The 19,226-nt window shown below is 63.7% G+C and carries 15 protein-coding genes and 1 tRNA gene; 3 read left to right on the top strand and 13 right to left on the bottom strand.

The window, feature by feature from the left end:
• The 4 genes from ACGTN6_RS19975 to ACGTN6_RS19960 form a co-directional block, all read right to left on the bottom strand.
• Positions 1-613 (bottom strand): hypothetical protein (locus tag ACGTN6_RS19975; RefSeq protein ID WP_394594735.1); only part of this gene is annotated, 613 nt, incomplete at its 3' end.
• A gap of 491 nt (positions 614-1,104) precedes the next feature.
• Positions 1,105-2,532 (bottom strand): HlyD family type I secretion periplasmic adaptor subunit, encoded by a 1,428-nt coding sequence (locus tag ACGTN6_RS19970; protein ID WP_394594733.1) that lies wholly within the window; start codon positions 2,530-2,532, stop codon positions 1,105-1,107.
• On the bottom strand, positions 2,529-4,670 hold the full coding sequence (locus tag ACGTN6_RS19965; protein ID WP_394594732.1) for a type I secretion system permease/ATPase: 2,142 nt from the start codon (positions 4,668-4,670) through the stop codon (positions 2,529-2,531). Before ACGTN6_RS19965 ends, ACGTN6_RS19970 begins: the two co-directional genes overlap by 4 nt.
• A 100-nt stretch (positions 4,671-4,770) precedes the next feature.
• On the bottom strand, positions 4,771-6,660 hold the full coding sequence (locus tag ACGTN6_RS19960; RefSeq protein ID WP_394594730.1) for a TolC family outer membrane protein: 1,890 nt from the start codon (positions 6,658-6,660) through the stop codon (positions 4,771-4,773).
• Positions 6,661-7,483: 823 nt separating this feature from the next.
• Here ACGTN6_RS19960 and greB point away from each other — a divergent pair.
• Positions 7,484-8,017 (top strand): transcription elongation factor GreB, encoded by a 534-nt coding sequence (gene greB / locus ACGTN6_RS19955; RefSeq protein WP_394594729.1) that lies wholly within the window; start codon positions 7,484-7,486, stop codon positions 8,015-8,017.
• An 11-nt stretch (positions 8,018-8,028) separates the two neighbouring features.
• On the opposite strand, the gene ACGTN6_RS19950 is transcribed toward greB, so the two are convergent.
• Positions 8,029-8,745 carry an SIMPL domain-containing protein gene (locus tag ACGTN6_RS19950; protein WP_394594727.1) on the bottom strand — a complete coding sequence of 239 codons (717 nt, stop codon included), beginning with the start codon at positions 8,743-8,745 and terminating at the stop codon, positions 8,029-8,031.
• A gap of 369 nt (positions 8,746-9,114) precedes the next feature.
• On the opposite strand from ACGTN6_RS19950, the gene ACGTN6_RS19945 reads away from it, so the two are divergent.
• On the top strand, positions 9,115-9,489 hold the full coding sequence (locus tag ACGTN6_RS19945) for an EF-hand domain-containing protein (protein ID WP_394594725.1): 375 nt from the start codon (positions 9,115-9,117) through the stop codon (positions 9,487-9,489).
• A gap of 159 nt (positions 9,490-9,648) precedes the next feature.
• On the opposite strand, the gene ACGTN6_RS19940 is transcribed toward ACGTN6_RS19945, so the two are convergent.
• A complete protein-coding gene (locus ACGTN6_RS19940) occupies positions 9,649-10,641 on the bottom strand; it encodes a methyltransferase (RefSeq protein ID WP_394594723.1) in 993 nt (330 codons plus the stop codon).
• The gene (locus tag ACGTN6_RS19935) at positions 10,638-11,438 is read right to left on the bottom strand and encodes a methyltransferase domain-containing protein (RefSeq protein ID WP_394594721.1); all 801 of its coding nucleotides are present in this window, start codon (positions 11,436-11,438) and stop codon (positions 10,638-10,640) included. The genes ACGTN6_RS19940 and ACGTN6_RS19935 overlap by 4 nt, the downstream gene beginning before the upstream one ends.
• A 112-nt stretch (positions 11,439-11,550) precedes the next feature.
• Here ACGTN6_RS19935 and ACGTN6_RS19930 point away from each other — a divergent pair.
• Positions 11,551-11,627: transfer RNA gene (locus ACGTN6_RS19930), tRNA-Arg, on the top strand.
• A 6-nt stretch (positions 11,628-11,633) separates the two neighbouring features.
• On the opposite strand, the gene ACGTN6_RS19925 is transcribed toward ACGTN6_RS19930, so the two are convergent.
• The 6 genes from ACGTN6_RS19925 to ACGTN6_RS19900 all read right to left on the bottom strand — a co-directional run bounded on the left by ACGTN6_RS19925 (position 11,634) and on the right by ACGTN6_RS19900 (position 19,088).
• Positions 11,634-13,625, bottom strand: a complete 1,992-nt coding sequence (locus ACGTN6_RS19925; protein ID WP_394594720.1) for a sensor domain-containing diguanylate cyclase — start codon at positions 13,623-13,625, stop codon at positions 11,634-11,636.
• A gap of 243 nt (positions 13,626-13,868) precedes the next feature.
• Complete coding sequence (locus ACGTN6_RS19920) at positions 13,869-14,918, bottom strand: hypothetical protein (RefSeq protein WP_394594717.1); 1,050 nt, start codon at positions 14,916-14,918, stop codon at positions 13,869-13,871.
• A 96-nt stretch (positions 14,919-15,014) separates the two neighbouring features.
• Positions 15,015-16,115: a porin gene (locus ACGTN6_RS19915; protein WP_394594716.1), complete on the bottom strand. Its 1,101-nt coding sequence runs from the start codon at positions 16,113-16,115 to the stop codon at positions 15,015-15,017.
• 474 nt (positions 16,116-16,589) lie between these two features.
• Complete coding sequence (locus tag ACGTN6_RS19910) at positions 16,590-17,624, bottom strand: ProQ/FINO family protein (RefSeq protein ID WP_394594714.1); 1,035 nt, start codon at positions 17,622-17,624, stop codon at positions 16,590-16,592.
• A gap of 73 nt (positions 17,625-17,697) precedes the next feature.
• Positions 17,698-18,237: a dihydrofolate reductase gene (locus ACGTN6_RS19905; RefSeq protein WP_394594712.1), complete on the bottom strand. Its 540-nt coding sequence runs from the start codon at positions 18,235-18,237 to the stop codon at positions 17,698-17,700.
• Positions 18,234-19,088, bottom strand: a complete 855-nt coding sequence (locus ACGTN6_RS19900) for a thymidylate synthase (RefSeq protein WP_394594710.1) — start codon at positions 19,086-19,088, stop codon at positions 18,234-18,236. The genes ACGTN6_RS19905 and ACGTN6_RS19900 overlap by 4 nt, the downstream gene beginning before the upstream one ends.
• Positions 19,089-19,226 lie beyond the last annotated feature (138 nt).

Here is a 19,226-nt window from a genome sequence, read left to right as displayed (position 1 = left end):
TGTCGGTGACCGTCAGGGTATCGCCTACCTCGGTACCCTCTTCCAGGGTGACCTGGGCGGTAACGGTGCCGTCGTCGCCGATCTCGTCCTGACTGTAGGTACCGTCGTCGCCGCTGCCGGTCAGCTCAACCGTGACCTGCGGCGGCACGTTGTCCACCGGCTTCTGATCGTCGTCGCTGCTGGTGTTGCCGGCCGGGTCGGTGACCGTGGCGGTGACGCTGACGTCGGTGTCGCCTTCGGCAACCGGGACCTCGACGCTGACGCCGTTGTCCAGGTCATCCTGGGTCACCGTGCGCTCGTCGAGGACATTGCCGTCCTTGTCGGTGACCGTCAGGGTATCGCCTACCTCGGTACCCTCTTCCAGGGTGACCTGGGCGGTAACGGTGCCGTCGTCGCCGATCTCGTCCTGACTGTAGGTACCGTCGTCGCCGCTGCCGGTCAGCTCGACCGACACCGCGGGCGAGGTGGTATCTTGATCATCGTCGACGATCTCGTCCTGGCGGTAGGTGCCGTCTTCACTGCTATCGGTCAGCGACAAGGCACCGCCTTCACGCCATTCCAGCTCGTCATTACGGCCATACTCATAGTCGTATTCCAGGGGATCCAGGTTCAAACGAATCCTGTCGACCCTCACGAAGGTATTCCCTTCATCTACAGAATTGACTGAGTGACCACCATCCGACGTTGATGTGGGGCTATTCTCAGAGTCGAGCAGCAATTGCTCGAATTGTTCATCCTCGCCACCGGCTTCGCTTTCTCCACTATCGGCCTCGCGTTGCGTATCTTGCCAGGACGCAGACGAGTCACTTCCTTGCCCAGCAGATAACGTCACCTCACTACCTTCAGGCACGTCATACTGCACATTCTGGCCGTCTACCAGCACGAGGTATGCATCGCTGGCCGTCACGACCGTATCACCAGGATTGATGGTATCTCCTTCATGGAGCCGGTGAAGCTGCCCGTTTTGATCCTTGACCCAAGCCTCGCCAGTGAGCGTTACAACCGTGACAGTGCCCTGCATGATTTCCACCTCATGATCCTTCAGTCGATAGATTCTCTTGAAGCCAACAGGAATCATCCCTGTGTACTGCTATCTCTTGCCTATCAACGCTCACCCAGAGCGTTTCCCCAAGCCCGCAATACGGGTTTGAGCAGATACTGCATGACCGTGCGTTTCCCGGTCAGGATGTCTACCTGAGCCGTCATTCCGGGAATCACATCCAGCGCTTCATGGTCGCTGTCACCTTCCACGGTGCGAACCTTGACTAGATAGAAGGTGTTGCCCTCATCATCGGTGATGGTATCGGGGCTGATATGCACCAGTTCGGCCTTGAGCCCGCCATAGATGGCAAAGTCGTAGGCCGTGAGCTTGATGGTGGCGGGCTGACCGGGACGCAGGAAGGCAATGTCCTGGGGGGCGATACGCGCCTCGACCAGCAGGGTGTCATCGGTCGGCACGACCTCGACCACTTCCTGACCTGGCTGGGCCACGCCGCCAATGGTGTTGATACCCAGCCGCTGCACGATGCCATCCACTGGCGAGCGGATTTCGGCTAACCGAACGCGATCTTCGAGGCCTGCGCTGGACTCGTCGAGCGCTCCAAGGTCGGCCAACGTGCTCGAAAGGTCGTTACGCCACTCGTTGCGTGCCTGGAGATCGACCTCGCGCAATTTCGATTCGGCTTCATCGATGGCCGACTGCAGCCGCTCCACCTGGGCGGCCGCCTGATCACGTTGACCGCGAGCCTGGGTCACTTCCCGCTCCAGGCGAAGTACCTCGACCTCTGAGACCGCACCGGAATTCAGCAGCGGCCGTGTCAGATTCAGCTCGCGGCCTGCCATGCCGAGTTCTCGAGCGGCGGTGTCACGCCGCGATTGCGCCTCTTCAAGCTCTGCCCTGCGCTGAGCCAACTGCTCCTGAAAAATGGTCTTTTGCTCATCCAGGGCATCGAGATTGCTGCGATAAAGTTCACGCTCCTGGGCCACGATATTCGGTGCTTTGTCGACCAGCGACGGCGATGGAGTGAACTCCGACTCGGACACCAGCGCGCGCAGCCGCTCAGCGCGAGCCTCGAGCGATTCGGCCTTGGCGCGGTTCTCACGGAAGTTGGCGAGAAAGCGTGTCGGGTCGATGCGCATCAGCAGTTCGCCCTTTTCCACGCGTGCGCCCTCGGCCACCAGAATCTCCTGAACCACCCCGCCATCGAAGGACTGGACCTTCTGCAGCTGGCTGGACGGGATCACCCGACCGGTGCCTCGGGTCACCTCATCCAGTGGGGCGAAAACCGACCACAGAATCAGAGCCACCACGGCCAGCACGACCGTGTAGAGAAGCCAGCGGGCCCGCAGCGGTTCCTGCTGCAACCGCGCCCAGTCGGCATCGCTGGCCCAGTCACGATCGAGATGGGCCGAGGTCACGCGTCGCGAAAACAGTCGATCCATGAACGGCCGGAAGGGACGGCGCCCTACTCGCGAGAAACGCCCGATGGCTTCGAACCCCTGTTGCTCTGCACTTCGGGACGACTGGCTCATGCTCTCGCCCTCCCGACCTTTCCGGTGCGCAAGGCCTCGAGCACCTTGTCCCGAGGGCCATCGGCCACCGCCTTGCCGCCATCCAACACCACGATGCGATCCACCAGCGGCAATAGCGAGGTCCGATGGGTGATGACGATCATCGTCTTGCCGTCGATGGCCTCCTTCAGATGCCCCTTCAGCGCCTCCTCGGACGAGTGATCCATGGCGCTCGAAGGCTCATCGAACAGGAAGATCGGCGGATCATGGATCAGGGCGCGGGCAATGGCGACCTGCTGACGCTGGCCACCGGAGAGACGCTGGCCGCGCTCGCCGACCTCGAGATCCAGACCGGAGGGATGACTATCCACCAACGAACCGAGGCCGCTGAGGCGGATCGCACGCAACAGCGACTGGTCATCGATTCGGTCATTGCCGGCACCGGCAATGATGTTGTCGCGCAGCGTGCCCTGGAACAGCGTCACGTCCTGGGGCACATAGCCGAAGTGGCGGCGCAGTTGAGCGGGCTCGAACTGTCGGATATCCACACCGTCCAGACGCACCCCGCCCGAGGTTGGCTCATAGAGTCCCAGCAGCAGCTTGTGAAGGGTTGTCTTGCCACACCCCACGCGCCCCAGAACGGCCACTTTCTCGCCCGCCTTGATGGACAGGGATACGTCACGCAAGGCATCACGCTGTTCGTCGGGATAGCGAAAGCTGGCATGTTCCAACGCCAGATCGCCGCGCACGATGGGACGGTCGATGAAGGATTGCCCTTCCGATCGCTCCACCGGCAACGCCATCATGCCATCCAGGGCCTCCAGGGCCGTAGAGGCCTGGTGATATTGCGACAGCAGGGCGGCGGCCTGGCTGACCGGCGCCATGGCTCGCGAAGACAGCATATAGGCAGCGATCAACCCACCCTGGGTCAGCTCGCCGTCGACGATCAGGTAGACGCCGATGATGATGATCACCACCGCCACGCTGTGTTGAGCCCACTGCGCCACGCTGGTCACCGACGAGCCGACCAGGCGCAGTTGAGCGTTCGTCCGGGACAGGAACGCCGAGGCCCGCTCCCAGATGCCCTGCACCCGGCTTTCGCCGCGCAGGGCCTTGAGGGTTTCCAGCTGGGAGATGGACTCGACGAGCGTCGCATTACGTCGCCCACTCGCCTCCTGGGAGGCCTGGGAGAGCTCGTGCAACTTGCCCTGGGCGGAAAGGGCGTAGAGCAGCACGAAGGCAACGCCTACCAGCACCGGAATCACCAGCGCGGGGCCGATCAAGGCGATGATCGCCGCAAACATCAGCACGAAAGGCAGATCCACCAGCCCCACCACCGTCGCCGAACCGATGAAGGCTCGTACCGATTCGAACGATTGCAGCATCGAGGCGAAGGAACCGGTGGATGCCGGGCGAGCCTCCATCCGCAGCCCCAGCACCTGGCTCATCAGCGTCGAGGAGAGCTTGACGTCGGCTCGGCTGGCCGCCAGGTCCACGAAGGCACTTCGCATCAGCCGCAGGGCCAGGTCGAAGCCAAGCACCACGAAGGCACCGACCGCCAGTACCCAGAGTGTCTCGGTCGCATGGTTGGGCACGACCCGGTCATAGACATTGAGCACGAACAGCGGCATGGCCAGCGCAAAGATATTGATGACCACCGAGCCGGCAATCACGTCGCGGTACAGCCGACGATTCTCGCGAATCACGCCCCAGAACCAGTGGCGTCCACGGGGACGCTGGACCTCCGGGCCTCTGGTGTCGAAGTGAAACCGCGGACGCGCATAGATGGCCTGGCCGCTGAAGCTGGCCTGCAGTCCGTCAAGGTCGACCTCGGTCGCCGCTTCCCCGAGCTCGGGGAACACGACCCGCGCCCGTCGCGTCTGCAGATCCAGGCCCAGCAGCACGCAAGCGCGTCCCGGCTCAAGTAACAGCACGGCCGGAAACAGCTCGGGGTTGAGCTGCACCAGCCGCGACTTGACGAGCCGGGCCGACAGCCCGGCCCGAGACGCGGCGCGCGGAAACACGCCGGGCGTCAGCCGGCCACCTTCCAGTGGCAAACCGGCCGTCAGGGCGTCCCGGTTGACGTCATGCTCATGCACCGTGGCGACCGTCACCAGGCACTCGAGCAGCTCGTCGTCGAGCGAAGAGACTTCGTCCATTGTCTCTTCCATCACGGCCTGCTGTGTCACATGCACCTCGGTACTATCCGGTTCGCAGGGGCGCTAGCGGGATGCCGCGAGCATGTTCCCCTTGGCCCGCTCACTGGGCCGATACGGAGGCGCCGGAATCTTCCAGCGTGATGTCCACGCGACGGTTCCGCTGTCGTCCGTCTGCGGTGGCATTGCTGGCCACGGGCTGCCGTGAACCGAAGCCCTGCGACTGGATCAGCGCAGCCGGCACGCCCTGGGTCACCAGGTAGTTGCCCACGCTTTCGGCGCGCCGCCGGGACAGCGGCTCGTTCACCGCGTCAGTGCCGGTGGCATCGGCATGGCCGGCGATGACGACGCGCGTCAGGTCGTCGCGACCACGAATCCGCTCGGCGAGCGTTCCCAGCTCTTGCCGCGCTTCAGGGCTGAGAGTGGCGCTGCCCAGAGCGAACAGGGTGTCTGCCGAGAGCGTCACATCAGGCTTAGCGGGCGTGATCGGAGAGGCCGTCCTAGTGAAGTCCTCGAGCGTGTAACCAGACGGTCCAGGCGCAGGACACACGGCATCGGCATCGAGAGTGACGCCCTCACTGCCCAGCTCGCCGAGGGTCGGCATATCGTCGCGGCGCACATCCAGCACCTGCATCAGCTGTCCCATGACCGCCAGGGTTCGGGCATCGGCCAGCGCCACGTCATACTGCGCGTTGACATAGGCGCGGCTGGAGTCGAAGTACTCGTTCTCGGTGTCCAGCACGTCCAGGAGGCTTCGCTGCCCGATATCGAACTGCTGCTGGTAGGCCCGACGCACCCGGTTGGTCGACACGCGATGCTGATTCAGGTATTGCATCTGCTCGCGCAGGCGCTGGGTGTCGTTGTAGGCCACCTGGGTGGTCTGGCGGATATCCACGCAGGCCTTCTGGCGCAGGTCGATGGCTTGCTCGACCCGCTCGCTGGCGGCGCGATAGCTCGCCAGATCGCTACCACCACGGTAAAGATTCATGCTGGCCACCAGCTCGACGCTGTGACGATCCTGACGACGATCGAGATCCTGCAGGGACGTGGAATTGCTGTCTCGATAGGTGCCCGATCGCGCCACCAGATCGAGCTGAGGATGAAACGCCGATGTCGTACCTTGTCGCTCGGCACGAGAGGCTTCAATGTCTTCGATCGCGGCATGGAAGTCCGGGTTGCCCTGGAACGCCAGCTCCAAGGCACGAGAAACGTCTCCGGGCAGGCGATCGCTAAACGTTGGTGCCGATGCGAGCTCGGCCGCGGGCAGTTCGCCAACGATACGCTGGTAGCGCGCCGTCACATCGTGAAGATTCGAGGCTTCGGTCATCAGGTTGGACTCGGCCAGCGCCAGGCGACCGCTGATCTGCTCGAGATCCACCCCGCGCCCTGCTCCGGATAGCGTCCTGTCCTCGACCTGGTTGAACACCTCCAGATGCTTGCGGTAATTGGCCTGCGCCAGCCCCACCAGCTCCCGGTATCGTTGCACATCCAGGTAGGCCCTGACCGCTTCGAGCGCCACGTCCTCGCTGGCACCGAGCAGCTCGTAGTAACGCACCAGCTGCGCACGATCCAGACGCTCCACGTCGCTGCTGGTGGCGAAGCCGTCGTAGAGCATCTGGGTCAGGGTCACTTCGGCATAGTCGGTGTCGTAGCTGCCCCGGCCGTCGAACTCGCGGTCCGCTCGCCCCGTCCCAGCCGCCACATCGATACTCGGCAGGTAGTTCCCCCAGGCGGCACGGCGATCCTGGCCGGAAGCCTTGAACTCTTGCCACGCGGCCTGCACCTCAGGGTTCGTGGTGATCGCTTCCTGAACGGTGGCGCGGAGATCTGTCGAACCGGGTGATGACAGCCCCGAGGGCAGGACCGGAGACTGGGCAAACGCCGTCGGCGCCAAGACCGATGCCGCTCCGGCTACCACCCCAACGGAAAACAAACGTTTAATTAACGATAAAGGCAAACCACCACGCACGTTGCCCCCTGCGCATCGAGACATTTCATCACCTTGCTTTTGAAGTGGAGAATAAAAAGCTCACTCCCCGGTCTTTGGAGAGGAGGGTCGACTTTTTACTTTTCTTTAATAATTTTCGGGAGGCGATGCTAACATCAGGAGCAAGCGAATTAAATTCTATTAATATTACTTTTTGGGCACATGTACTAACTTTGTGTAATACATATGACAATATTTGTGTAAGACATTTCGGAAACCATGTAAGGAATAACTTTTCTGGCAATTTCAGCGAGAAAATACGCGTGCGATTGGCAGCATTTCTTGGCAACAGATGGCAGCGGGCGGCGACCGCTTATCGAGCTATCGGCAGGCAGGATCGCGACTTTACCCCGCCAGTCGAAAGGCTTGGTGTCGGATATGGAGACCAAAAGATCGCGCGATACGCCCTACTAGGCATTAGGCCGTCAGACGCTCCTATGCCGAGCATCAGAGCGACGCACTAGTCCCGCAATCCCCAGCCATTTTCCCTCGACAAAAAGGCCGGCATTCCTGAACTCAGCCATGCCGACATTCGGGTCCCGTCATCAACGTGCCGGGGCGAATCCATGTAGCCCGCTCTCTAACCGGCTGGCGGGTCGGCTCCTGCTAAAGTGGCGCCATCCACTCTACAGGTAACGTCTCGACCTTCGACGACCGATACGGCGCACCGGGGAGAGGCACTGCGCCGAGGCCAATGCTGGCATTGCACGACTCATCGAGACCTGGCCTCCAGGCAGCGGAAGCGCTGGCCCCGCGGCCGGCCATCAGATTGTGGCCTTCCCTCACCTTGGCGTATCTTGCCCCTGTATTCACCAGGAGACCGTCCCCGATGAAGGGTCGCAACATGACGCGCTGGCGGGATCCGGCCAAGGATCCGCGCCAGGAACCCAAGAGCAACCTGATCACCGCCGAGGGAGCCGAGCGGCTGCGCGGCATTCTCGACCACCTGTCGCGGGTAAAGCGCCCCGCACTCTCGACCAAGGTGGGCGAAGCCGCCGCGCTGGGCGACCGCAGCGAGAACGCCGACTACACCTATAACAAGAAGGAACTCAATCGGGTGATCGCCCGAATTCGCTACTTGACCAAGCGGCTCGACGAGCTCCAGGTAGTGGACCGGCTGCCCGAGGAGACCGATCGGGTGTTCTTCGGCGCCTTCGTCACCCTGGAAGACGAGGACGGCGAAGAGATGCAGCTGCGCATCGTCGGCCACGACGAAACCGACACCGCCAAACGCTGGATCAGCGTCGATGCACCGCTGTCCAAAGCGCTACTCGGCAAACACCTGGACGACGAAGTCAGCGTGGCCGCACCGGGGGGCGAGACCTGCTACGTCATTACCGAGATCGACTACCGCCGGCCTTAGATCATGCCCACTCATTCTTCCAAGGCATAGTCGATGGTGGTCACCACGCGCACTCGCTTGACGTCCGGGGTATAGCTGTCGAGATCCTCGATCGAGAAGTACCCCTGGCTGGCCCGTTGGATGGTCCCCACCTCGCTGCCGGAATCCTCAGCGAACTGCTCGGCGGCACGACGCGCATCGGCCGTCGCAGCGGCGATCATATCGGGCTTGATGCCTTCCAGTCCGGTGAACAGGAACTCGGTGCGATACTGGTAATTGGGCGACAGCAGCACGCCCTCGCGTACCAGGACGCCGGTCTCGGGGAGGGCCGCCTTGACCTCGGCGACCCGCGGCGTACGCACCAGCACCGTGGCCTCGGCACGATAGCGCTCCTCGGGCGGCGCCTGTCCCCCGCTCTGCTCGGCCTGCAGGTCCCTGACACTGGGGGGAGTAACGCTGACGTGGTCCGCGGCAAATCCACGCTCCTCCAGGAAGGCCCGGATGCGCTGCTCGTCCTCCGCGAGCTCGGCCTGCAGGCGTTCAAGCCGGTTGGCGGTGACGCTGTAATGCAGCGGCCACAGCGCCATATCGGCAGGCACCTGGCGTTCGGCCAGCCCCTTCACGGTGACCCGCCTGTCGGCCTGCTTCCAGGTCCGTGCTGCATCCTCGAGGTGACCGCCGCTCCACACCAATCCGATCGCCAGCAGCGCACCCAGCACTCCGGCTCCCAGTACGCGCCCTTCCGCCATATGGTCGATCTCCTCCTTGACTGCCTGCCAGCAGACTAGCAGTCGCGGGATAGCCGCGGTAGCGGCGCCCCTTGCTCGGAACTACCGCCCGTCACTACCGCCAGGGCGAGACATCGCCGATGCTCGACGGCGACAACGGAGAGCCCCCCAACATCGGCGGTTCGGCCAAACGCGCCTTGCAGCGTCGCCCCAAGCCAACGGTTTTGCTGCCTTTTGCGATGCCTGCTAAGGCGCCACTGCGCCAAGAAACTCCATAACACCCTGTTAATAATAAAAAAATAAAGGACATGGCATGAAGTTGGCTTCACTCAGGGCAAGCGAGCCAACCGGTTCGTGGCATGCAAAGTGCGATAGCACAGGAGGAACATCATGCGGAAGGTACTGCTGAAGACCACCCTGCTCCCCCTCGCCCTGCTGTTCGGCGCCGGCGCCGTCGCCGCCGACACCCCTGCCTTCGACGACCTGGACATCAATGGGGATGGCATGCTGAGCGCCGAGGAAGCGGTCGTGGTGGAAGGCCTGAACCTCGAGACGGCGGATACCGACGGCGATGGCGCCCTCAGCAAGGAAGAGTTCGAGGCCGCCAGCATCAGAACGTCCGGTGGCGCCGAAGGCTCCTCCAGCATGGGGGGCTCAACCAATATGGGGAGCTCATCCATGGAGGGCTCCTCCACGGGCGGCGCGACGATGGACGGCTCGACCATGGGCGGTACGAGCCAGGAAGGCACCACCACCTACGAATGATCTCTCCCGTTGGCAGCCGGCGCGTCCGGCTGCCTGGTCTCCTGCAGAGACCAAGGTAGACGTCTGGCGGTCGAGGACCGCCATCTCCGCCACATCGCCCGACACGACATGCAAGCCTGCCGGCGACGCTCGGCAGGCTCGTGTGTTCTTTCCCGGCCCTCAGCCACGCGTCGCGGCGTAGACCCGAAAGCGGCGATCGTCGGCAAGCACTTCGAAACTACCGAAGGCGCGTTCCAGCAAATCGGGATAGGGCAGGAAGGCGTTGGCCACCAGTACCAACCGGCCGCCCGGCCTCAGGTGAGCCGGGGCCTCGCGAATCAGCCGGCCGGCGGGACCGTAGTCGATGGCCCTCTCCTGATGGAAAGGCGGATTGCTGACGATGGCATCGAAGCGCCGGTCCTCTAGCCCGGCGAAGACGTCACCGGCCAGCACCTCACCTCCCAAGTCATTGGCCGCCAGGGTGCGTCGCGCGGCTTCCACCGCGAAACCGTTGACGTCGATGGCAGTGGTCGACAGGCCCCGACGCGCCAGCCAGGCGGCGAGGACGCCATCCCCGCATCCCATGTCGAGCACTTCACCCTTGGACGGCAACACATCGGGCAAGCGTTCGAGCAGCAGCCGCGTACCATCGTCCAGCTTGCCGTGGCCGAATACTCCAGGATGGCTGGCCAGGCTCAGCCCTTCCGCTTCGAACGATGTCCAGGCCGCATCGGGGTCGATACCGACTCGATCGAGCCGCGACGCGAACAGGGTACAGCGGCGTGCACTATCGACCTTTCGGCAGCCCAGTCCCAGCGCCGCCAGCACCTTGAGCACCCGCTTGATGCCTCCCTGGTTCTCGCCGACCACCTGTAGCGGTGTGCCCACCGGAAGCCGGGCGCACAGCCACAGCAGCCACCACTCGCCCAGCGCATGGGCCTTGGGCCAGAAAAGCACCACGCCGGGCGGCGCTGGCGGCGCGTCATCCTCGAAAGGCGAAAAAGCGGGCCGGTCACGAGCGCGCCAGGTCTCCAGCACGATCTGGTCGCCGGCAAGCAGCATCCCTTCTCCGCCCTCTAGCCATGAATCGCGGGGCGGCGCCACCCACAGCCAGCCGCGGTAGTCGGCATCCTGGCGCTGCAACAGCTGGCAAACGGGGGTCTCGGCGTTCATGGGGAAGACTCCTCGGGTCGAATCAGGGTGTAGAGCAGATAGCGGCCCAGCCGCCAGTGGGGCTCGGCGCGGCAGTACCGCCATTCAAGCTCGAGCAGGGCCTCCCGTCCGGCCTCGTCCTGCGGCGGCTGACGCAGGTAATCGTGAAAGACGCGCACGCCGGCCGTGGCGCGCACCTCGAGCCCCGTTTCGGCGGCCCAGTCAGTGATCTGGTCGTGGGTCAGCGGCGAGATGGGCGTCAGGCGCTTGCGCTGGCCCTTGCCCTCCAGCCGGTCGGCCAACGCCTTCTCCAGGTTGCCCTTGACCACGTTGGACAGGCGCAGCGCATCGCGATTGAAGACCATCAGCGACAGCTGGCCGCCGGGGGCCAGCAGGCCGGCCAATGTGGCAAACGCCGCGCGGGGATCGCCGAGCCACTCGAGCACGGCATGGCAGGTCATCAGCGGCCAGGGGCCCGGCGCCTCGTCCGGCAGGGCCTGCAGAGGGGTCTCAAGATAGCGAACCGGACGATCCTGCAACTGCGCCTGGGCGCGCTCTAGCATCTCGCCGGCAGGCTCGCACAGCGTAACGTCATGGCCCCGGTCAGCGAACCAGCCAGCCAGTTGACCAAGCCCGCCGCCCACCTCCAGCACCGGCTGGCCGTGAAGCTCGAGCATCTCCGGCAGCAGGCGATCCAGCAGAGCCAGGCGCAACTCGCCGCGCAGTCCGCCATACAGGCTCGAGGCGAACTTGTCGGCCAAACCATCGAAGTGGCGATCGCCCGCCGGCGAGAGATAGGAAGGAACAGGATCAGACATGGCTGGCGCCGATTGCATCGAAGGCATCCATTCTAACCGCTACGCAGCGCCGACGGCATGCCGGCGACGACTTTATCTTGCCCGCTCAGACGCTTATACTACTGCCCGGTTCGCCCCTATAGCTCAGCTGGATAGAGCGTCCCCCTCCTAAGGGGAAGGTCTCAGGTTCGAATCCTGATGGGGGCGCCACCTGCCTCATGTCGCGTCATACGCGGCAACGATACGATTGCGTCCCAGACGCTTGGCCCGGTAGCTAGCCGCATCGGCTCGTTCGATGACCGTGGCAATGCGTTGGTCCCCTTCCAGAAAGCTCGTCAGGCCAAGACTCAGCGTCACCCTGAACTCGCGCCCCTGATGCATGACCCCGATCTCACCCACCAGACGGACGAGAGCCTGGGCAACCTTATCGGCATGGTCGGACGTACAGCTCGGCAGCAGGACCGCGAACTCATCGCCGCCCTGACGGGCCACATGATCGCTGCGGCGAACCTCCCAGGCGACCACCTGAGCTATCCGCCGCAGCATCTCGTCGCCCAGTGCATGGCCGCCTTCATCGTTGATCGGCTTGAAATGATCCAGATCGAAGAGAATCAACGACGAGGGGGTACCGGTCTTGCGCCAGTCGGCCAAAGCCTCCTCGAGACGGCGCTCGAACCCCCGGCGATTGAGCAGCCCGGTCAGCGGGTCATGTTCCGCTTCCCACTGACGCAGCGCCTCCTCTTCTCGCCGCTGGGTGATGTCCTTGACCGTGCCCACGAAGCCGATGCCCCGCTCTCCTATCGAGACGCGACGAGCATGCACCTCGAGCCACAGCAACTCACCTCCTCGTCGATCAAATCGATACTGCTGGAGGAAGTCCTCTCCGCTCGACATGCTGAAATGCCACAGATCCAGCGCCGCCTGACGATCATCCGGGTGGATATAGCGCATCCACTCGCTCTGGTGCCTCTCAGTCTCCGAGATACCAACCAGATCGGCCAGCGCCGGATTCATGTAGGTGATATCTCCCCGGGTATCAGTCACGAACATGCCGGCGGGCGAACTGGCGAGAATCGCGTCCAGGAAAGCCTGGCGATCCTCCAGGCGAGCCAGGGCACGACTGCGCTCGACCTCGACTCGATTGAAGGTCTCGGCCACCTGCTGGAGTTCATGCATACGAGTATTCAGCGACACACGGGCGCGTCGCCCCTTCCCGACCTCTTCGATCTGGGCCTCCAGGTGAAGCAGAGGACGCAGCGCCAACCATAGCAGCCAACCGACCAACGGCAGCAGCCCCATGGCGAGTAGCAGCGCGTCCCGCTGGAGCCGGCCCAGCAAGTCACGCAGGGGCGACAGCAGTTGCTCGTCGGGCAGGGCGACGCCGACGATCCAGCCCGCCGGCCAGATCTGCCGGTAGGCCTGATAGGCCATCTCACCCGACAGCAGAGGCCCCCGGGACTCCCCCTCCCAGCCGAGCAGGGCACGGTTCAGCGAAGGGTTCACCTCTGGCCCGGGAACCGGCGTCAGAATCCGCTCACGATCGGGGTGATAGAGGAAGGTCCCGTCGGCCGTCATCACGGCGGCAAAGCCCTCTCGCCCCAGGCGCAGCCGGCTCAAGCGATCGAAGAATCCACCGCCATGCAACTTGACGATGCCGCCCACCAGCCCTTCGAAACGCCCCTGCGGCCCGAGGCGCGGCGCCACGAATACGACCTCGGGATCACCCGATACTCGACCGATGAGGGCACCACTGACGCGGGGGCGACGAAAGGCGCGGACATCACGGAAATACTCTCGATCCCCGATGGACACGCCCTCGAGGCGACGATGGTTGGGCCATGCTGCCTTGATCTTGCCTCTCACATCGGTCACGAAGAGACCGTCGAACCATTCGATCAGGGCATCGTTGTAGCGCAGTTCATCGGCAAGCCTTGGCTCGTCAGGTCGACGCCGCGACTCGAGCCTTCCCGCCAATCGCTGCAGCGCAGCCAGGCGATTCTCGACCTGATAAGTCAGGTCATCGGCGATCAGCTGGGCTTCGTAGCGCAGATGAGTATGCGTCGAGTCCTCGAGCAGCGTCTTGCCCGACCGCCATCCCACCCCCAGCACCAGGGCCAGGACCACGATCCAGGTCGCGATCAGCCCCAGCATCAGTCGCCCCTTCAGCGACAAGGCCTGTCGAAGGTAGCTCGATGGACGAAACGACACGCGTCACCCGTGAAATTGCGAGGTTCTGCTCACTGTATCAGTCAATACTGAATTCGGCAGCTCGATCCCATTGCGGGTCTACCGAGTTTGCCAGAGATGGCACTTATTAGCCGAGGTGGCGCTCTCAGGATGGGCGAGTGAAATATGGCATCGAAGAGGCGCCTGAGCGACGCCTCGGCAAGGCTGCCATGACCATGGCAGGCCAAGCAGGCGACGGGGAGCACCAGGCTCCCCGCCAGCGTCTCAGCGCTTCTCGACGCGCAACTCGTAGTTATTGACGCCCCCATGGGCACTGCCGAACTTCTGGCCTTGTGCCCGGATCCGATAGCGCCCCGGCGCTAGGTCGGTGGTCATGTCGACATCGCCGTCGAAGCCCTGGCCGGCGCCTTCGGCCACCACCCGGCCCGAGTCGTCCAGCACCTCGAGCACGATCCGATAGGTGTCCTCGTAGCCGGTCGGATAGGTGGAAGTGGTAATCGCCACGCTTCCGCGCTCGGCCATATTGAAGGTCAACACCTCGCCGCGGGCACGGATCTTCACGTCGGTGACGATGGTTTCCACGCCTGTGGGCCCCTGCGGCTCCGCCGAGACCGGCGCCGGCTCGCTCGGCGCGGTAGATGCAGTTGCCGCCGCCGCGGCCCCGGACGCCGATGACGCTGCGGTCGATGTGGCCCCCGCCGATGCTGCTGCCGAGGACGAGGCGCTCTGGGTGCCGCCACCCAGGGTCGCCACAGCGTTGTCGCCGCGCACGAACACCGAATCGCCGCCCTCCCGGTTCTCGCCGGTGAAGAAGATTCCGTCGCCGTCGCTGACGCTGTCATCAACGACCCGGCCCTGCTCGTCCAGGCCGGCCACATGCACGGAGTAGCCGTCGCCGGCCCGGCCGCGGGTGCCGAAGCGCTGGGCCTCGACGCGCAGCACATAGTCGCCGGGCGACAGTTGCTGGCGCATTTCCAGGCCGCCGTTCTGCCCCAGGGCCTCGCTGCGGGCGATCGCCTGGCCCTGGGCATCCTCGAGCACCGCCGCGATGCGGTAGTCGTCCGGGTAGCCCGAGGTCACCCGGCTGGTGAAGCGGTAGCGTCCCGCCTCGGTTACCGTGAAGGCGTGGGCATTGACGCTGCCGAACAGGAAGCTGCGGCTATGTGCATCGGTTTCGGCGTTGAAGAACCCCGTCAGGTCCATCGCCTTGCCTTCCTCGCGGAAGCGCTCTTCCATCTCGCTGGCCGTCGCCGGCAGGCTGGCCAGCGTGATGCCCAGCGCCAGCAGCCCCGTGGTCACAATCGGCGTTTTCATGGAACCTCGCTCGCTGTGATGACAATGAAAAAAGCCGATCCCGTGGGATCGGCTTTCGTTGTTCAACCCTCTGGCAGGATACTCCTGCACGCGGGATTAGAACAGGTAGGTGATACCCACGCCAACGCCGTCGCCTTCGTCGTCTTCACGATCGTACATGGCCACTTCGGCCCAGGTGTACATGGCGTCGGAGATGTTGTAGGTGGCGCCCAGGATGACCTCGTTGTAGGTCTCGTCGCGCTCCTGGTCGTCATCGATGGTTTCTTCGATCTCATCGCTGAAATCACCGGCGCCCACGTCGACGTACTGGTAGGCGGCGTAGACGTCGCCCATGCCATAGCCGTAGCGGGCGCTGACGCCATAGAAGTTTGTGTCGGCCAGGAACTCATCACCAACTGCCGCATCACCGTCGTCAGCGTCGGAGTCGAAGCGCTCGAGCTTCAGCGCCAGGCGCAGAGTGTTGACGGTGTACTGGGCGGTAATACCGTACTGGTCACCAACGCTCTCGGCGCTGCCGTTCTCGTCTACATACAGAGTGTTATCCAGATTGTCGTAGACAGCAGCGATGGAGAAGGCGCCGGCGGTGTACTTGGCACCACCGAAGAAGGAGGCGTTGCTGCCACCCTCGTCGACACCACTGTCAGCGGAGTCGAAGTCACCCTTGTACTGGGTACCCACGGCGAACTGGAAGCCGCTGAAGGACGGCGAGGTGTAGGTCACCTTGTCGGTCTGCTGATTGGCACCGTCACCGTGGAGACTGGTAGAGTCGGAGGCATCGAAGCCTTCGTTGTTGGTAAGCGGATCCTGAATCCAGTCGTCGATCAGCTGGTCGTAGGAGCCGAGGCGCACGTCACCGAAGTTACCCTTCAGGCCGACATAGGCGGTGTCACCAGAATCCTCGTTATCGACGGCAGTGGCCATTTCATCGGCCTTGATGTCGTCGAACTCGAGCTTCAGATAACCGGTCAGGCCGTCATAGATGACATGCTCAGCGGCGAAGCCGAAGGTGGTGCCATTATCGGCGATGCCGTCGGAGGAATCGTTATCGCCGTCACCGGTGTCGGTGTTGTAGTAGGCGATTTGGATGTTGCCGTAGATATCGAGCTTGGTACCGTCCTGGTTGTAGACGGTGGCGGCCTGGGCGCCGGAGGCGGCCATGGCACCGGCGATGGCAGTCGCTAACAGTGTCTTTTTCATTGCGATAATCCTTTTGACTAGCTTGCTGTTTCGATCGATGCCGCGCGCTCTTTTCGAGTCTCTGCGGCTGGCTTGCCGGTCTTGTTGCCGGTTCTCGTTGTTGCCGATCCCTCCCGGGAGGCGGCAGCAGCGAGCCTGACCACGGCGAAGCCTTGTTATAGTCCAATGCTCGCAGGAGGAACTCTATACCGTGATTCGCAGGAGCGCAACAAGAAAAAAACACTGTTTTCATTCGTTACACCACACGATCGCGGAGCTTTCCCCTGCGATATGGACCGGGCGCCTTCTCGGCGGGCCTGCCGGTGCTACTGGCGCCGAGCGCTGAAGGAGGCCCCACGGGACGGCCTTCTTCACCGCACGCTAAAACAGTAACAGACAGCGATGAGCCCGCTCATCATGCCCCTCGGATATGACGCTTTCAAGTCAAACGAACGATGGATCGACGCTCGGCCATCAACGTTCTCGGTCTTGCCGTCAACGGCCGTTGTGCCGCGCCATCAGCTCGCCCAACTTGCGTTGGAGGCGCTGGTCGGATTCCTCTTCGACGGGTGTCGAGCCTGTCTCCGCAGGTACCGGCGAGGGTGTGTGGCGAACGGGGGTATCGCTAAGCCGCGCCGCCTTCGGGCGCGTTGCCGCTTCGCGTTTGGCCGGCTTCCCCTTGCGCCGGCGCTCCGCCTGGAGACGCTCGAGCTTCTTGCGCGCGTGTTCCGCAGCGCCATGATCCACTTTGCCGGCAGGGGAGCCGCTCAAGTCGATGCGCTCGGCCCCCTCACGCACCGACTTGAGGTAACGCGGGAGATTGACGTAACAGGCCAGCGCGCGACGAACCAGCTTTTCGGGCCAGGGTTCGCGAGCGGCCAACTCCTCGTGGATGCCAACCTGAAGAGGCCGCGTATGCCCCTTGAAGAAGGTATCGGCGTAGCGCTGATACCACTCGGCAAGCAGGGCCTGTGGAGACGGAGCCTCGCCGATAGGCAGATCGCTCTGAGCGTGCGTGCCCTGCTGAGGGGTAACCTCCTGGGGAGGCGACGGGGACTGGGCGTCCTCGCTGCCGGCCGTCCCATCGCCATCGGAGTGCGCAGAGCGGTGATGACCGATCAGTGCGGACAGACCCTTCGCCTGTCGATGGGAACGCTGGAAGACCGACGTCGGCGCCTCGCCATCGAGCCGCGCCTGGAGGCGCTGGTTGTGTGCCTCGAGCTCGCGATTCTGCTCGTCGAGTTCGCGATTTTCCTCGGCGAGCTCGAGCCTCGCGCCTTCCGACAGGGCCAGGCGTTCCTCGAGGGCCTGAAGGCGTACCTCGAGCTCGCGCTGACGAGCCTGCGCCGCCTCGGCTCGAGCCATGGACTCGGTCTTGCTGGCTTCCAGAACCTGACGCCCTTGCTCGAGTTCGGATAGCCGGGCCCGCAGAGCCTGATGCTGCACTCGCGCCTCGCGACGCGTTTCCAGTAGGTCGTCGATGCGCGATTCCAGTGCCGCCATGAGGCGACTGGGGCGTTCCTCGATCAACTCCGGATCCTCCATGCATGCCCAAGGGGTAGCAACGGCTTTCCGGCGAGCCGCCGCCAGTCGTCAGTCTGTGTCACTCCGCAGAGTCTGGCAAACCCCGGCGGCGATACTGGACGAAGTCGTAGGCTGGTTGCCCCTCGGCGGGCCGGCCCGGCACGCGCTGGCACTCCTCCCACTCGCAATCGGCCAGCTCGGGGAAGCGGGCATCGCCCTCCACCTCGACGGCCACCTCGGTCAGGTAGAGCCGGCTCGCCCTGGGCAGCGCCTGGGCGTAGATCTGACCGCCCCCCATCACCATGATCTCATCGACACCGTCGATGGTGGCCTGCTGGTCGGCCAGCGCCAGCGCCGCGTCCAAATCGTGGCAGACGCGCACGCCCTCAGCCTGGAAGTCAGGATCGCGGGTTACCACGATATTGAGCCGCCCGGGCAGCGGACGGCCGATGGACTGATAGGTCTTGCGCCCCATCACCAGCGGCTTGGCCTGTGTCATGCGCTTGAAGAACTTGAGGTCCTCGGGCAGATACCAGGGCAACTGGTTGTCCACCCCGATGACCCGATTCGCGGCCATGGCGGCGATCATCGCCACTGGAACGAAGGTCTTATTGTTCATACGGCCACCTCCGCCTTGATGTGGGGGTGCGGGTCATAGCCTTCGATGGCGATGTGCTCGAAGCGAAAGTCGAACAGGTTGGTGACGGACGGGTCGAGCACCAGCTGCGGTGCCGGCCTCGGCGTCCGCGAGAGCTGCTGTTCGGCCTGCTCCAGGTGGTTCAGATAGAGATGGGCATCGCCCAGGGTATGCACGAAATCACCCGGCTCGAGCCCCACGACCTGGGCAATCATCTGCGTCAGCAGCGCGTAGCTGGCGATGTTGAAGGGCACGCCGAGGAAAATATCGGCGCTGCGCTGGTAGAGCTGGCAGGACAGCCGACCCTCGGCCACGTAGAACTGGAAGAGACAGTGGCACGGCGGCAGCGCCATCTCGTCGACCAGCGCCGGATTCCAGGCCGACACGATCAACCGGCGCGAGCGTGGGTTGGTACGCAACTGTTCCAGCAGACCCACGATTTGATCGACATGGCCACCGCGCGGATTCGGCCAGCTACGCCACTGGTAGCCGTAGACCGGCCCCAGCTCGCCGTTTTCGTCGGCCCACTCATCCCAGATGCGCACCCCGTTGGCCTTGAGGTAGCCAATGTTGGTGTCACCGGCCAGGAACCACAGCAGCTCATGGATGATCGAGCGCAGATGTAGCTTCTTGGTAGTGATCAGCGGAAAGCCCCGCGACAGATCGAAGCGCATCTGATGACCGAACAGGGAGCGAGTACCGACGCCGGTGCGGTCATCGCGCTCCGCGCCATGCTCCAGCACGGCGCGCATCAGATCCAGATAGGGCTGTTCAAGGGCTGGCAGGGTCGAATCGGTCACGGCATCGTCGAGGCTGGGAAGTGAATCCCCCATTCTACACAGCGAAAGCTGGAAGCTGGAAGCTGGAAGCTGGAAGCTGGAAGCTGGAAGCTGGAAGCTGGAAGCTGGAAGCTGGAAGCTGGAAGCTGGAAGCTGGAAGCTGGAAGCTGGAAGCTGGAAGCTGGAAGCTGG

Source organism: Halomonas sp. B23F22_20 (assembly GCF_043496985.1).
Taxonomy (GTDB): domain Bacteria; phylum Pseudomonadota; class Gammaproteobacteria; order Pseudomonadales; family Halomonadaceae; genus Halomonas.
Note: the sequence above shows the minus strand (reverse complement) of the source record. Positions and strands in the feature narration are given on the sequence as shown.